Source organism: Tateyamaria sp. syn59 (assembly GCF_007995245.1).
Classification (GTDB): Bacteria; Pseudomonadota; Alphaproteobacteria; order Rhodobacterales; family Rhodobacteraceae; genus Tateyamaria.
This window is the reverse complement of sequence record NZ_VCBA01000006.1, coordinates 261710-273301: the sequence shown is the minus strand read 5'-3', so window position 1 is coordinate 273301 and position 11592 is coordinate 261710. Positions and strand designations below refer to the sequence as shown.

16 protein-coding genes are annotated in these 11592 nt (G+C 61.3%); 4 read left to right on the top strand and 12 right to left on the bottom strand.

Features of this window, described 5'->3' with window-relative positions; all coding sequences use genetic code 11:
• Window positions 1-34: 34 nt before the first annotated feature.
• The gene (locus tag FD715_RS13800) at window positions 35-439 is read right to left on the bottom strand and encodes a hypothetical protein (RefSeq protein ID WP_223274880.1); all 405 of its coding nucleotides are present in this window, start codon (window positions 437-439) and stop codon (window positions 35-37) included.
• 253 nt (window positions 440-692) lie between these two features.
• Here FD715_RS13800 and FD715_RS13795 point away from each other — a divergent pair, with 253 nt between their 5' ends.
• A complete protein-coding gene (locus FD715_RS13795; RefSeq protein WP_147110651.1) occupies window positions 693-1460 on the top strand; it encodes a FadR/GntR family transcriptional regulator in 768 nt (255 codons plus the stop codon).
• On the opposite strand, the gene FD715_RS13790 is transcribed toward FD715_RS13795, so the two are convergent.
• From FD715_RS13790 to FD715_RS13760, 7 genes are all read right to left on the bottom strand, one after another.
• Window positions 1461-2210 carry a phosphate ABC transporter ATP-binding protein gene (locus FD715_RS13790; protein ID WP_189799498.1) on the bottom strand — a complete coding sequence of 250 codons (750 nt, stop codon included), beginning with the start codon at window positions 2208-2210 and terminating at the stop codon, window positions 1461-1463.
• A 235-nt stretch (window positions 2211-2445) separates the two neighbouring features.
• Window positions 2446-3021, bottom strand: coding sequence for a F0F1 ATP synthase subunit B (locus FD715_RS13785; RefSeq protein ID WP_147110645.1), 576 nt, complete (start codon window positions 3019-3021; stop codon window positions 2446-2448).
• Between the two features lie 3 nt (window positions 3022-3024).
• A complete protein-coding gene (locus FD715_RS13780; RefSeq protein ID WP_147110642.1) occupies window positions 3025-3561 on the bottom strand; it encodes a F0F1 ATP synthase subunit B' in 537 nt (178 codons plus the stop codon).
• A gap of 112 nt (window positions 3562-3673) precedes the next feature.
• Window positions 3674-3898: a F0F1 ATP synthase subunit C gene (locus FD715_RS13775; RefSeq protein ID WP_015496525.1), complete on the bottom strand. Its 225-nt coding sequence runs from the start codon at window positions 3896-3898 to the stop codon at window positions 3674-3676.
• A 57-nt stretch (window positions 3899-3955) separates the two neighbouring features.
• Window positions 3956-4705, bottom strand: coding sequence for a F0F1 ATP synthase subunit A (locus FD715_RS13770; RefSeq protein WP_147110639.1), 750 nt, complete (start codon window positions 4703-4705; stop codon window positions 3956-3958).
• 15 nt (window positions 4706-4720) lie between these two features.
• Window positions 4721-5056 carry an AtpZ/AtpI family protein gene (locus tag FD715_RS13765; RefSeq protein ID WP_147110636.1) on the bottom strand — a complete coding sequence of 112 codons (336 nt, stop codon included), beginning with the start codon at window positions 5054-5056 and terminating at the stop codon, window positions 4721-4723.
• A 187-nt stretch (window positions 5057-5243) separates the two neighbouring features.
• Window positions 5244-6146, bottom strand: a complete 903-nt coding sequence (locus FD715_RS13760; protein WP_147110633.1) for a LysR family transcriptional regulator — start codon at window positions 6144-6146, stop codon at window positions 5244-5246.
• Window positions 6147-6500: 354 nt separating this feature from the next.
• Here FD715_RS13760 and FD715_RS13755 point away from each other — a divergent pair, with 354 nt between their 5' ends.
• Complete coding sequence (locus tag FD715_RS13755; protein ID WP_147110630.1) at window positions 6501-6833, top strand: helix-turn-helix transcriptional regulator; 333 nt, start codon at window positions 6501-6503, stop codon at window positions 6831-6833.
• Here the strand turns inward: FD715_RS13755 and FD715_RS13750 are convergent.
• The 3 genes from FD715_RS13750 to FD715_RS13740 are packed head-to-tail and all read right to left on the bottom strand — an operon-like array spanning window position 6824 to window position 9463.
• Entirely contained in the window at window positions 6824-7663 is an 840-nt protein-coding gene (locus FD715_RS13750) for a transglutaminase family protein (protein ID WP_147110627.1), read from the bottom strand. The two genes, FD715_RS13755 and FD715_RS13750, sit on opposite strands and share 10 nt — an antisense overlap.
• A 40-nt stretch (window positions 7664-7703) precedes the next feature.
• Entirely contained in the window at window positions 7704-8585 is an 882-nt protein-coding gene (locus FD715_RS13745; protein WP_147110624.1) for a DMT family transporter, read from the bottom strand.
• Complete coding sequence (locus FD715_RS13740; RefSeq protein ID WP_147110621.1) at window positions 8582-9463, bottom strand: LysR family transcriptional regulator; 882 nt, start codon at window positions 9461-9463, stop codon at window positions 8582-8584. Before FD715_RS13740 ends, FD715_RS13745 begins: the two co-directional genes overlap by 4 nt.
• A gap of 120 nt (window positions 9464-9583) precedes the next feature.
• Between FD715_RS13740 and FD715_RS13735 the strand changes: the two genes are divergently transcribed.
• A complete protein-coding gene (locus FD715_RS13735) occupies window positions 9584-10156 on the top strand; it encodes an FMN-dependent NADH-azoreductase (protein ID WP_147110618.1) in 573 nt (190 codons plus the stop codon).
• A gap of 367 nt (window positions 10157-10523) precedes the next feature.
• Complete coding sequence (locus FD715_RS13725; protein WP_147110611.1) at window positions 10524-10985, top strand: hypothetical protein; 462 nt, start codon at window positions 10524-10526, stop codon at window positions 10983-10985.
• Here FD715_RS13725 and FD715_RS13720 read toward each other — a convergent pair.
• Window positions 10982-11542, bottom strand: a complete 561-nt coding sequence (locus FD715_RS13720) for a DinB family protein (protein ID WP_147110607.1) — start codon at window positions 11540-11542, stop codon at window positions 10982-10984. The genes FD715_RS13725 and FD715_RS13720 overlap by 4 nt on opposite strands.
• Between the last annotated feature and the right edge of the window lie 50 nt (window positions 11543-11592).

The following is an 11592-nucleotide window of genomic DNA, read 5'->3' as shown; positions in this document are numbered from 1 at the left end:
CGGGTTTATCCACAAGATATTGCGGGCAGCGCTCTCAGATCACATCGCAATCCACGGCCAGCACCAGCTCATCCGTGGCCGGGCTGACATAGCTGTCGAGCGTGTAACAACTGTATTCCCCTTGCGGCACCTGCCGGTCGATGGGCGGACCACCCTTGCCACAATCCAGAATACCGGTCGCCAGCGCCTGATCCCCACGCACCTCCTTCACCTTGCATCCGCTGACGATCTCCATAGCTTTGGCCGCACGCGCCTTGATCGGACCAAATCGCGGTGCGTACTGCATGTTCGTCCGCAGCGCCTCCGCCAGTCGTCCGTTGACGCGCACGTCAAATGTCGATCCGTCAACCGTGACCGTGGTGGCTGGCAAACCGCGAAAATGCGGGCCCGCGGTGTTGCAGGCGGCAAGAGCAAGGCAGGCAAAGAGAACAAAGCGCATGTCAGCAGCAAAGCCCACGCTTGGTTAACAACTAATGAACAGACCCCACCGCGCGTTGCGTTAACCTCCGCCTCGGCGTCCGTTGGGGGTGTACAGGGGGTGCACGACGGGTGCACAGGGGGGTGACACCCTGTTTTCGACGTCAATCTCCATGAAAACAAGGTAAACGCACGCGCCGACTCACCGCACCCGCTCTCCGATTGCACCACCGCTCAACTGGTCATATGATTTTACCAATTCGACCGGAGAGACCATGCCCTTTCGCCCCGTCCAGCCCGACAAACTGTCCGCCGCCGTGATCCGCCAGATCGAACAATTGATCCTGCGCGGCATCCTACGCCCCGGCGAACGGCTGCCCCCCGAACGCGACCTCGCCGAGCGCATGGGCGTCTCCCGGCCCTCCCTCCGCGACGCCATCGGCACCCTGCAAGAGACCGGGCTGTTGGTCGCCAAACCGGGCGCCGGGGTCTACGTGGCCGACGTCCTCGGCTCCGCCTTTGCTCCTGCTTTGACTGAACTTTTCGCCCGCCATGACGAGGCTGTGTTTGACTATCTCAGCTTCCGACGCGACATGGAGGGGCTCGCCGCCGAACGCGCCGCGCGCCTCGCCTCAGACACCGATCTGGCCGTCGTGCAAAAGGTCTTCGAAAAGATGGAAGCCGCCCACCCCAAGCGCAATGGCGAGGAAGAAGCCCAGCTCGACGCGCAGTTCCACATGGCGATCATCGAGGCCAGCCACAACGTCATCATGCTCCACATGATGCGGTCGATGTATCAACTGCTCCGAGATGGTGTGTTCTACAATCGGCAGGTCATGTTCAAACAGCGCACCACCCGGCAGGCCCTTCTGGACCAACACCGGCAGATCAACGAGGCCCTGCAAGTCCGCGACCCCGACACAGCCCGCGCTGCCGTCCACGCCCATCTCGACTATGTCGAACGGGCCCTGCGCGACCAGCAAAAGGCCGAGCACAATGAAGAGATCGCCCGCCAGCGCCTCGACCACGAAACATCGGCCTGATCACCCCATCTTGCCTTCGATAAAGGCACGGGCTTCGCTTGTTGCAGGCGCGGTGAACATTGCTTCAGTCGGCTGCACTTCCAGCAATTTGCCAAGGTGGAAATAGGCGACCCGATCCGCAATCCGCCGCGCTTGCGCCATGGAATGCGTGATGATGACAATGGCCTGATCCTGCTTCAGTTCCAGCAGCAGGTCTTCGATGCGGGCGGTAGCAATCGGGTCGATGGATCCCGTTGGCTCGTCCATCAAAAGCACATCAGGCTGCGTCGCCAGCGCGCGGGCAATACACAGCCGTTGCTGCTGCCCACCCGACAGGTCGGTCCCCGGTTTCCTGTACAGGTGCTCTCTCACCTCTTCCCACAGCCCAGCACGGGTAAGGCATTGTTCCACATGCTCTTTCAGCGCCTTTCCGTTTGGCGTCAGACCATGCAGCCGCGCCGCGTAGGCCACGTTTTCGTAGATCGACGTGGGAAACGGGTTGGGCTTCTGCGCGACCCAGCCAAAGCGACGGCGATGAAGTGGCGGGTCGACATCCGGGCCATTGATATCCTCGCCCTCCATCAGGATCGTTCCGCTGATCCGCACATCCCGCGTGTCATCATGCATGCGGTTCAGGCATTTCAGGGCGGTGGATTTCCCGCAGCCGGACGGGCCAATGAAGGCGAGGATTTCGTTGGCATAAAGATCAAAACTGACATCGTCCAAAGCCTGCTTTTCACCGTAGTGCAGCGACAGATTGCGCACCGTCATGATGGGTGGGCTGTTGCGGCGATGGGCAAAGGCGGGCGTGTCTTTGGTCGTCTGGGCGTCGAACATTGAGAACCTCGCTGGGCTGGGAAACAGTGCCTTTCCCAACGCCTAGCGACTGCCGCGGTCACCTCATTTGATCCATGGCAAGCCCACGCAAAACTTCACAAAAGGTTCACATACGAAGAACCCCGGCGCGGTGGCCGGGGTTCAATAATTTCCGAGTGGGGACAAAGGCTTAGTGCAGCCGCGCGTCCACCTCGGCGATGGCGTCATCGATCAGCTTGTTGCTGTCGGTGGCCGTCATCTGCTTGGCAATCACATCGCGCGCAGCTTGCACAGCAACCACTGCGGCGGTGTCGCGCACCTCTTTCACAGCGCTCGCTTCAGCCGACGCGATCTGGTCGGTGGCGGCAGCCATGCGACGCTCGATCGATCTCTTCAGATCGGCACGGGCCTGATCGGCAGCGGCTTCCGCGTCCTTCTTGGCCTGTTCGACGATCTTGTCCGCCTGCGCCTGAACTTCCTTCTGCTTGCGCTCGTAAGAGGCCAACAGGGTTTGGGCTTCTTCCCGCAGGGCGCGGGCTTCGTCGATCTCGGACTGGATGCCGCTCGCGCGGTCGTCCAGCATCTTCCCGATCATGCCAGGCACCCTGAAGTAGAACAGGACTCCGATGAACAGAATGAACGCGATCAGAACGATCAGATCCGTGTTGCTCAGCTTCCAGAACTCCGCCGAAAACGGGTTCTTCGATGCAGCAAGCGCGGGGCCGGCTACCAGAACGGACAGGGGCGTAAGGGTCAGAAAACGCATGACTTATCCTTTCATCCGGTCGTTGACGGCAGCAGTTATCGCCTTTTCGTCAGCCTTGCCACCCATCAGAGCGACGATGTCATGCGCGGCGTCCTTCGCCACCTCTTTGACGGCATCCTGGGCACCGGCGCGAATTTCGGCGATGGCCTTTTCGCTCTCGGCAGCCTTGGCCGCAATCTCGGCATCCGCCTTTTCGATGGCGACGTCGAGGTCGGCCTGAATGGCTGCCTTGGTCTCACCGGCAATGCGTTGCGCTTCAGCGCGGGCATCGGCCAGCGCCTTCTCATAGGCCGCTTCCGCCGCCTCCGCCTTGGCCTTGAGGTCCTCGGCCGCGGCGATGTCATTTGTGATTGTGCCTTGCCGTTCGGCAAGGATGGCTGCGATCCGCGGCAGGGCCACGCGCGACAGCACGAAATAGATCACCAGCAGCGTGACGATCAGCCAGAAGATCTGGTTGGCAAAGTAATCAGGGTTCAGCTGCGGCATCCCCGGAGGCGCGCCTGCTGCCACTTCGCCTGCAGCGTTTGTGTTTTCTGCCATGTCGGTCGTTCCCTTGAGTTCGCCCTGCGCACAGGGCCGAAGTGCGAGCCGTTACATCGGGCAGCGTGACCGTATCACGCCGCCCGACCGTAAGGAATATCGCCAGAGAAGCTTAGACGGCGAACATCAGCAGCAGAGCGACGAGGAACGAGAAGATCCCCAGGGCTTCTGCAAAGGCGATGCCGATGAACAGGGTAGCAGTTTGGCCAGCAGCGGCCGAAGGGTTGCGCAGGGCGCCGGCGAGGAAGTTGCCAGCCACGTGGCCCACACCGATTGCGGCTGCGCCGGAACCGATTGCTGCCAGGCCTGCGCCGATGTGTGCGAGTTCACCTTCCATGAGAATTCTCCTTACGATTGGAAGTTTGCGTAGGGTGGGCAGTCTGCCCACCAAACATTAGTGATGCGGATGCAGCGCGTCCTTGAGGTACACGCATGTGAGGATCGTGAAGACGTAGGCCTGGATGGCCGACACCAGCACTTCGAGCCCGTAGATCGCCATGACGCCAACGATGGCCACCGGGGCGATCACCGCCACCTGGGCAAAGCCAGCGAACACTTTCAAAACGGCGTGCCCCGCCATCATGTTGCCTGCCAGACGAATGGAATGGCTGACGGGGCGGACGAAATACGAAATCACCTCGATGATTGCCAAGATCGGGCGGAGCGGCAACGGCGCGCTCGACACCCAAAACAGGCTCAGGAAAGAGGCGCCGTTCTTGACGAAGCCGAGGACTGTCACGGCGATGAACACACCAAAGCCCAGAACAGCGGTGACCGCGATGTGCGAGGTCGTGGTGAACGACATCGGGATCAGACCGAGGAAGTTGGCGCAGAGGATGAACATGAACAGCGTCATGATGTAGGGGAAGTATTTGATCCCGTCCTTGCCGGTCACATCCTCGACCATCTTGTAAACAAAGCCGTACATCAGCTCCGCAATGGACTGGCCACGGCCCGGCACCGTCTCGCGCTTGGATGTGGTCAGGACCAGCAGACCAATGACCGCCAGGACGGCCAGCGCCAACCAAAGCGTCACATTGGTGATTGTGAACATCCCGATATCACCGCCGAACAGCGCTTTGACCTCGAACTGATCCATAGGCTTGAAGGACAGCCCACCACCACTTGTTGCTTCGTCTGCCATTCGGCTCTCTCCGTCCTAGCCCCGCGGGGCGTCGCCTTCATCGGCCTCTTCGGCCTCCCGCATGCTCTGAACCTCTTTCGCGCTGCGCATCATCGTCTGGATGCCGGCCGCGAGGCCCAGAAACACAAATATGATCATGAGAAACGGCGTGGTGCCGAACAGCGCGTCCAGCCCGTATCCCATGCCAAAGCCGATCCCTATACCGGCCACCAGTTCGACCACCATGCGCCAGGCCAGTTGCGCCTGAGAGTGAGGATCCGGTGTGCGGGGTTTCGGGGCGTGCTCTTCCTTGACCGCGTCGATCTTGGCGCTCAGGGCCTTCAGTCGATCTGCGTCTTCGGGGTCGGTCACGCGCCTTTCATCCCGTCATTTGGTTCGAAGGTTGGATATGTCGGGGCGGGGTATGAGTCAACGCGCACATACTACGACGCGTAGTGACCTCAACCATTTGTTTTTATAAATATTTTTTGGAACAATGAAGGCAAGTGCCATTGCGTCGCACCGTCCGCTTGAGACCAATCGCACCCAGAAGGCATGTTCAACCATCTGGTTGATTTTCTCTACTGCGGAAGCAGCGCGTGTGATCCAGCAACCAGGTGCGCACCGTCCGGACCGCCTTACGCCGCGCGGTTTGCCCACCGGTCAGCAAATGAAAGGACCCCATGCGGAACCCGACATCGGACAACCGAACAAGTCGCCCCGCATCAACCTCAACCCGCACACAATCGGCCGACCCCATGTACAGCCCGGCGCCGTACACAGCCGCCTCGAACGCCAGCGGCAAGCGGGCGCGCCACTCCCCCTCATTGGCCAGCGCTGGATCAAAGCCTGCGAGCGTGCACCATTTCGACCAGACAAGCTCGTGCCTGTCCCGAAACAGGTGGAACTGGCCAAGATGCTCGGGACGTATGCAATCACCCGGAACAAGGCCCGGCGCCGCAAAGGGATACAATTTGGCATCGCTCATAAGGTCAGACGGCACATCAAGCGTGCCTTTATGCGCAAAACGGATGGCCATATCGGCCTCGAACCGATCCAGATTGGCGAGTTGATCAGAGGCAATCAGGCGCAACTCAATCTCGGGTAGCTCCTGCTGGAACTTGCGCAGCAAGGGCGCGATCACCTTGTTCGCAAAAAGGGGTTCACTGTTGACCACAACCCGGCCTGCTGGCGTATCGGCCAACCCCTCGGTCGCGTCGCTGATGACATCAAAGGCAGGTGCGATCCGCTGAAGGTAGTGGCTGCCCTCAGCCGAAAGCGCCACACCGCGCGACGCATCGCGAAAAAGCTGCACACCCAGCCGCGCCTCAAGCCCGCGTACGTGACGGCTGATGGCGGAGTGGCTCACACCCAACTCTTCAGCGGCCCGGGTAAAGCTCTCATGCCGGGCCGCCGCTTCGAAAGCGCGCAGGGCATTGAGGGGTGGCAAGGTGCGCGACATGGGCCAATCGTGCAGAAAACGCACAAGTCATGTCAAGGAACTCTGTTTGTCCCTTCAGGCTAACACGCCCATATTCCCCTCATACCCCTGCAAAATGAGGCAACTCATGCAAATGGCACGCTCCAACGCGCTTTTGCGCGCCCTCTCTACTTGTGCAAAATTCCTGCGCGCCAACAGAAAAACAAAGACATCCAAGGGCACCACCCTGCCCCCTATGACCGACCACATTGCGCGTGACATCGGCCTCACCCCATCTCAACGCGCACAAATGAAACACCGCTGGCCGTCAGCAGAGAACAGGCACCCTTACCTCTGATCGCTTCCCCTCGGACCGCCCGCTCGCTATGACGGGCCATGGCCGATCCGCTCGACACCATCTTCTCCGCCCTCGCCGATCCGACCCGGCGGGCGATCCTGACGATGCTGCTTGAGGATGACATGGCTGTCACCGACGTGGCGGAACCGTTCGAGATGTCGCTGGCCGCGATCTCAAAGCACCTGACCATCCTCACCCGCGCCGGACTGATCCAGCAGGAAAAGCGGGGCCGCGTGAAGTGGTGCAAGTTGGACCCCGACGCGATGCGCGGCGCCTCTGTCTGGATGCAGGGGTTTGGTCAGTTCGAGCCTGTGAACCTAGACGCGTTCGAGCGGTTCCTCGAAAAAGAACTGCCCGACCGTCAGGCGTGAGCAAGCGCATTTTGCGCCGCATCCAGCGCGTCATAGCCTGCAAGCGTGAATGTACAGTCGGCCTGATCCCAGACCGCATCGTTGAACCAAACCGGTTCGCACAGCAGTTTGAAGTCCGCGAACGGCACACCAGGCAGCGTCCATCCCATCGAATGCGACATCGCCACACGCACACCAAGCTTGGGGTTCAACACAGCCCGAATGTCACGCCGTCCCATCTTCAGGTGGTGTGCGATGTCCCAATGACGCACCCGCTCGCCCTCTCGCGTGGCGACCCAGCAGTGCATGTCGGTTGTGTGATCCCGGCGCCCTTCTGGAATGAAGTATCCCGCGACATAACCCGCCTCGACCCCCACCGCGCGCAGGCCCGCCACCAGATAGGCATTGATGTCGACGCAAGAGCCCGTGGTCATGTCGCACAACTGCGGCATGGCATCTGCGGTGTCATAGAACCGATCATCGGTGTGGCCGTAGTCGAACATCGACGTGACATGCGCGACCATCGCCTCCACCCCGCCGTCCGACACGATCTTCTGCGCCTCTGCGGCAAGGTCGGGATGCGCACGGGTGAAACGGCTGTCATGCGGCGCAAACATCGCGTCAGGATACGGCGTGTGGCCCGTGTCGAAACCGTAGTGCAACATGACGCGTTCCGCCCGCGGGGTAAGGATCAGAGCGTCCTGCCGTAAGGCGGCGCAAGTCACACGGGCGACATCGGCCCCGTCAACCTCCACGCCCAGACAGGTGGCCGCAGGTGTGCTCAATCCCACGGGTGCCAGCAACGTCTCGGACCGGTCTACCGTGACCGACACTTTCATTTCGATATTCATGAAACTATCTGCGCCGATGAGTGTAACAGGATCATGTCATCTAACCCTCATCCCGCAACAGCAGCGATAGCGCGACCACCGTCAGGCCAACGCCGACCCAGACAATGCCGGGCGGCACGCCGTTGCCTAGCGCCACCTCCCACAGGATCACCCAGCTTGGGGTCAGATAGGTATAGGCCATGACCTTGGCCGACGGCAGGCGCAGGGTGGCAAACTGCAACAGTACAAAGGTCGCGGCAGAGGCAAAAAGCGCCACATAAATCAGCGTCACCCACACGATACCCGGCAGATCAGCCCAAGGCGTTGCTAGCAGATCGCGCCAGCCCCACAGGCTCAGCAACACCGCGCCCGCAACCAGCATGCCGAAGGTAAAGACCACCGCGGGCTCACCCCGGTTCAGCTTGCGTACCATCGGGGTGTAGATCGCATGGCTCACGCAGCCGAAGAAATAAATGACTTCGCCGCGCCCCACCTCGAACGCAAGAAAAGCGGACAGGTCCGCGCGAAAGATCACCCACAAGGCGCCCGTGGCACCCACGGCGAGGGCCAGCGCCATGCGTGGGGTCGTAATCTGGCGTAGCAGGACATAACCGAACACCCCGGACATGACAGGGGTCAGGGTAAAGACCGCCGCCGCACTGACAGGGGCCGCGGTCTTCAGGCCCTCGAACATCAGCACAAAGTAGACGGCAAAGAGACCGCCGAGCACGGCATACCGCCACGGAGCATTCAGCGCCTGCGCAGGCACACCACCGCGCGCAACAACCGCGATCCCGATCACCGCCGCAGCAATCCAGAAGCGCGCCGCGTTCAGCGCGGCGGGCGCAATCTCGTTCGCGGCCATGGACCCAAGCGAAAACGACCCGGCCACGAGGGCAGAGAACAACAGCATCGCCGCATGGCCGCGCAAGGCTGGCGTCACAGAACGTGCCAGTCCTTGGACTTTTCTTTGAGGAAGGTCAGAAAAGCCTGCACCTTATTGGTGCGATGCAGATCCACATGGGTCACCAGCCACAATGGCGCCGACCAGTCCTCGCGCGGGGTCGTGATCTCAACCAGATTGGGATTGGCGCGCGCCTCCAGCACCGACAGAAAGCCGATCCCGGCACCGGCCAGAACCGCCTGTTCCAACGCGCGGACGTCGGTTGATCGGAAGGTGATGTCGTCTTCCTTCACCTGACTGCGCAGCCACTTGTGAAACGGCGCGCGATTGTCGGCAGCGTCATGGCTAACAAAACGGTGGCCTTTCGCAGTTGCAATGTCTTCAGGATGCCCGCGGGCTTCGACATAGGCCTTGGTTGCATAAAGCCCCATGGACTGACGCACGAAAGGCTGGACGACATTATCCGGCTGATCCGGCGCATTGCCAGCCCGGATTGCCACATGTGCCTCGCCATATTCCAGGCGAAACAGCCGCTCGCCTGTCAGATAGCGCACAATCACATCGGGATGCTGCTGCTGGAATTCGGTCAGAACCGGGGCCATGCGCGGCGCCATATTGACGAGGGACGTCACCACCAACTCGCCCGACACTTCCGTTCCGCGCCCCTTGATGCGGCCCACAAGCTGGCTGAACTGATCATCGGTGGCTTGCGCAACCCGAAACAGATCGTCGCCCGCCTCGGTCGGGGTATAGCCACGGGCATGACGCTGGAACAGCTTCACACCCAACCGCCCCTCCAGCGCATCAATGTGGCGGATGACCGTGGCGTGGTGAACACCCAGCACGTCTGCCGCGCCGCTGACCGTGCCCATGCGCGCCACCTGATAGGCGGTCTTGATCTCGTCCCAGTTGTCCATCGGTCAAAGGCTCTTTGTGCAAATGTTAACAGATGATGTTGAGTTTCAGGAATTGCGTTCAAATTTGCAAGGTACAAATCTGGGGACAGACGACATCGCCATCCCAGAGAGGACCCGACCATGACCATATTGCATATCGACAGCTCCGCCCGCACCGAAGGCTCCGTGACCCGCGACCTGAGCGCCCAGATCGTTGCCAAGCTTGGCGGCGACGTGATCCGCCGCGACCTAGCCGAAGCCCTACCCCAGATTAATGAGACCTGGGTCAACGCCAACTTCACCCCCGCCGATGACCGCGACCCGGCCCAGCGCGACACGCTTGCCCTGTCCGACACGCTGGTCGCGGAGTTGAAGGCGGCGGACACCATCGTGATTGGCGCACCGGTCTATAATTTTGGCATTCCGGCCGCGCTCAAGGCCTGGATTGACCTGGTGGCCCGCGCAGGCCTGACCTTCAAATACAGCGAGACTGGCCCCGTCGGCCTGCTCGACGGCAAACGGGCCATCATCGCCGTCGCAACCGGCGGCACCCCCGTAGGCAGCGACATCGACTTCGCTACCGGCTACCTCAAGCATGTGTTGGGCTTTATCGGCATCCACGATGTCGAGGTTATCGCCGCAGACAGCGTCATGGCCCAAGGCGAGGCAGCCATCGCGGACGCCAAGGCCGAGATCGAGAAGCTCGCGGCCTAATCACAACCCCAAGAAAGCGCAAAGCCCCCGACTATCTGGCCGGGGCTTTGGCATTTCAGTGGCAGTGATACGGTTGTGAGCCTGCGTGGCAGCACTGCCCGGGAGGCGAGGATTTTCGACATCCGCCGCCGTGATAAATCGCTTGGGGTCCTGATGCGGACAGGGACTGTGGCACATGAACCGACGCAAACATCGGTGAGGCAAGGGTCAGTGCAGTAAAAGTCACAACAATAAACTTCAAAGGGTATCCTTCATCTTTCTTAATCATCTGCGCAACGTTCAAAACGTTACTGAATGGTTAACGCCGCCCCCCAGCGCCCGGTTCCCGGACTTGTCCGCGATCACCTGTTGCCGCTAGCGTCGCACCATGACCGTCATCCGCAACCTGCCCATGCAATTGATCCTCGCGCACGCCCCTTGGGTACTGGGCGGCGGGCTCATTGTCTGCATCGTGGCCTGTGCCGCCGCCGGTCTCGCGCTTTTAGCGGCGGGCGAAACTAGTGGTCTTTGGACCGTCGGCCTGGGCGCAGGCGTTCCGCTGGGCATCTTTGCACTCGCGATCAAACGCGATCAGGTGATTTTCGATGCCAGCACGGGCACAGTCACAGTGCAGCGCCGAACGCTTCTGCGCTACCGAAACGCCGTGCATGCGCTGACCCATCTCCGCCGGGCCGAGGTCGAGACCTTCTCTGACACCGCCCGCCCTATCCTCATTTTTGACGACGCAGCCCCGTACCCACTGGTCGAAGCCTTCACATCTGGCAACGGCCCGCGCCAGTGCGCTGATGCGATCAACGACTGGCTGCGCGCCTACCGCCGGGCCGGTTAACGCCCGCGCCAGACGTCATCCTCGGTTATGCCCATTTCAGCCAAGTCCGGCGCCCGCAGGCGCGCTTCGGTGTCCCAGGCCATGTAAAACTCGTCCAGCTGCGGCGGTGCAACGCTGGTCATGCTCAGCAGCGCGTGAACCTGCCCCCGGTGGTGGATCTGATGCTGGATGAGGTGCAGAAACGTCCGGTCAAACCGCTCCTCCTGCACCTCGCTGGCGCGCAGCATCCGCACGATGCGCACCGGGTCAGACAGCGTGGCATCCTCGGTCACAGCGATCAAACGGCGGTCCACCTCGCGTTGCGCGGCACGCAAGGCGGGCAGCTCGGGATGCGGCACCTCGGACTCAAAGGCGGCGGCGCCGATGCAGGCCCCCTCCAGCGCCGACACGTAAAACCAGTCGACGATCAGGATGTGGTTGAGCGTGGCAATGATCGACCCGAAAAAGGACGGGCGCGCTTGGGTCAGCTCCTTGGCGGTCAACCCGCCACAGGCGCGATGCAACCGATAATTGGACCACGCATTGTTGTAGGCTTGCGGCGCAAAGAGTGGCGTCATGGGGGTCGTCCCTCTCGGGCTGCTGCGCGAAAAAGCACAGGGCATTTGAT

What these genes read in the sequence shown, in the direction of transcription:
- FD715_RS13780 (WP_147110642.1), bottom strand. Translation starts at nt 3,561, where the DNA reads ATGGCAGAAAACACAAACGCTGCAGGCGAAGTGGCAGCAGGCGCGCCT.
- FD715_RS13785 (WP_147110645.1), bottom strand. Translation starts at nt 3,021, where the DNA reads ATGCGTTTTCTGACCCTTACGCCCCTGTCCGTTCTGGTAGCCGGCCCC.
- FD715_RS13725 (WP_147110611.1), top strand. Translation starts at nt 10,524, where the DNA reads ATGACCGTCATCCGCAACCTGCCCATGCAATTGATCCTCGCGCACGCC.
- FD715_RS13760 (WP_147110633.1), bottom strand. Translation starts at nt 6,146, where the DNA reads ATGTCGCGCACCTTGCCACCCCTCAATGCCCTGCGCGCTTTCGAAGCG.
- FD715_RS13790 (WP_189799498.1), bottom strand. Translation starts at nt 2,210, where the DNA reads ATGACGGTGCGCAATCTGTCGCTGCACTACGGTGAAAAGCAGGCTTTG.
- FD715_RS13795 (WP_147110651.1), top strand. Translation starts at nt 693, where the DNA reads ATGCCCTTTCGCCCCGTCCAGCCCGACAAACTGTCCGCCGCCGTGATC.
- FD715_RS13750 (WP_147110627.1), bottom strand. Translation starts at nt 7,663, where the DNA reads ATGAATATCGAAATGAAAGTGTCGGTCACGGTAGACCGGTCCGAGACG.
- FD715_RS13800 (WP_223274880.1), bottom strand. Translation starts at nt 439, where the DNA reads ATGCGCTTTGTTCTCTTTGCCTGCCTTGCTCTTGCCGCCTGCAACACC.
- FD715_RS13720 (WP_147110607.1), bottom strand. Translation starts at nt 11,542, where the DNA reads ATGACGCCACTCTTTGCGCCGCAAGCCTACAACAATGCGTGGTCCAAT.
- FD715_RS13770 (WP_147110639.1), bottom strand. Translation starts at nt 4,705, where the DNA reads ATGGCAGACGAAGCAACAAGTGGTGGTGGGCTGTCCTTCAAGCCTATG.
- FD715_RS13775 (WP_015496525.1), bottom strand. Translation starts at nt 3,898, where the DNA reads ATGGAAGGTGAACTCGCACACATCGGCGCAGGCCTGGCAGCAATCGGT.
- FD715_RS13735 (WP_147110618.1), top strand. Translation starts at nt 9,584, where the DNA reads ATGACCATATTGCATATCGACAGCTCCGCCCGCACCGAAGGCTCCGTG.
- FD715_RS13740 (WP_147110621.1), bottom strand. Translation starts at nt 9,463, where the DNA reads ATGGACAACTGGGACGAGATCAAGACCGCCTATCAGGTGGCGCGCATG.
- FD715_RS13755 (WP_147110630.1), top strand. Translation starts at nt 6,501, where the DNA reads ATGGCCGATCCGCTCGACACCATCTTCTCCGCCCTCGCCGATCCGACC.